The sequence below is a fragment of the Microcystis sp. LE19-41.2A genome, from assembly GCF_027530405.1.
GTDB lineage: Bacteria > Cyanobacteriota > Cyanobacteriia > Cyanobacteriales > Microcystaceae > Microcystis > Microcystis aeruginosa.
Map to the genome: position 1 here is coordinate 1 of NZ_JAPZQJ010000496.1, position 1,548 is coordinate 1,548.

The 1,548-nt window shown below is 43.2% G+C and carries 1 protein-coding gene and 3 pseudogenes; 2 read left to right on the forward strand and 2 right to left on the reverse strand.

The window, feature by feature from the left end:
* A pseudogene (locus O9290_RS20785) lies at positions 1-259 on the forward strand (Uma2 family endonuclease); the annotation flags it as partial.
* Between the two features lie 6 nt (positions 260-265).
* On the opposite strand, the pseudogene O9290_RS20790 reads toward O9290_RS20785, so the two are convergent.
* Positions 266-480: pseudogene (locus O9290_RS20790) on the reverse strand (30S ribosomal protein S6); the annotation flags it as partial.
* Positions 481-519: 39 nt separating this feature from the next.
* Positions 520-657 carry a PEP-CTERM sorting domain-containing protein gene (locus O9290_RS20795; protein ID WP_288055035.1) on the reverse strand — a complete coding sequence of 46 codons (138 nt, stop codon included), beginning with the start codon at positions 655-657 and terminating at the stop codon, positions 520-522.
* Between the two features lie 773 nt (positions 658-1,430).
* On the opposite strand from O9290_RS20795, the pseudogene O9290_RS20800 reads away from it, so the two are divergent.
* Positions 1,431-1,548: pseudogene (locus O9290_RS20800) on the forward strand (DUF3782 domain-containing protein); the annotation flags it as partial.

Below are 1,548 nucleotides of genomic sequence, written 5' to 3' on the forward strand. Positions count from 1 at the left end.
GAATTTTCCTTGGACTTCCCCAATCCTAGGGATTCGGTTTGAGATGTTTGAAGAGGGTTTAGAGGTCTTTTATCCCAATGGGGAACGATTTAAAGACCCTGAAACCCTCTTTGAGGAACGCAACCAAGCACAACAAGAACGCGACCAAGCACAACAAGAACGCAACCAAGCACAACAAGAGCGCGACCAAGCACAACAGGAACGCGATCGCGCTTTTGCCCGATTACGGGAATTGGGCATTGACCCGACACAGTTGTGACTATAATTAATCTTCAGCGGAGATACCGTCATCTTCCACCACCGCTTCGGTGATAGGAGAGGGGGGAATTTCCGTTAAGGGAGATAAATCGGCAGGGGGGCCACCACGCGATCGAGTTTTAGGGTTAAATAACGAATAACCTCATCACTTAAACCCATGGCCCGTTCCATGGGGGCGACTTGTTTGCCGCTGGCCTGATAATTCATCTGCACATAGACACCTATCAAAAATTTGTTGAAAGAAATCCCAAATTTCTCAACTCAATTGTCCTGTTTTGACTTTTTCCCTTGAGATAGTTTGCGCTGGCAGAAAGCACCAAATCCCAATACACCTAAGCCCAGAATTGTGCTAGGTTCAGGGACAGTTTCAATGTCAGTGTTATACGTTACATTATCCATTACAATGTATCCAACACTAGCCAGGGAAACACGCACCTCATCCACCAACCCAGTGTAGCCCGAGGCGAGAAAAGTTGGTGTTGAGGAAGGTATAAGTGTCCCAGATGTTGCTACTAACGAACCACTGTTATACAGTTGGAAGGTAGCAGTAGAAAAGTCAAGACCAGCAAAATAGGCACCATCAAACCGTACAAGTGATGGAAAGTAGAAGGGAACACTGGTGGCGGAACCAACAGGCCATTTACCGTAATTTGGGTACACACGATTGGGGGTGGACTCTGGAGTGTATGGAAACTGGTCGAATCCATAGTAAATCCAGTTACTGTCCCAATTAATTCCACCGTATCCATCGGGTACAAGAATATTGTCGCCAACAAGGTCGTCAAAGTCAACAATAACTTGCGCAGCTTGCGCTATGCCTGCTGTCGCCAGACTGATAAGTATTACCCCCCCCCGATGGAGTATTTCATAAGTTTTGCTAATAACATAAGCACATACCTCTTAAAAAATGTGGTTCTGCCTGATTTATAATGTTTAATTCTGTAGATTTGAAACTCTTGCCGTTAAATTTATCAAATCTTGAAAATACTCTAATAAATTTATCAAATATTAAAAATACTCTAAGTTACTTATAAAAATAAAGGTATGTTAGCGACAGTGTAACACGCCCTACTTATCGCTCTCTTACTCAAAGGCAAAAGCACTATCTTCTTCATGAATCGGCAAAATTCAGTAAAATAGCAATAGACTAAATCAGAGAGAAAAAATTAGCTATGGCAACTACATCCGAAGACGTATGGCGACTCTTAGCCGAATTAGCGACTGCTCAAGCTGAATTAACTGCCGCTCAAAAAGAAACTGACAAACAACTGAAGGAAGTTAGTCAGCAAC

Coding starts and splice junctions, on each gene's coding strand:
- O9290_RS20795 (WP_288055035.1), bottom strand. CDS start 657: ATGGATAATGTAACGTATAACACTGACATTGAAACTGTCCCTGAACCT.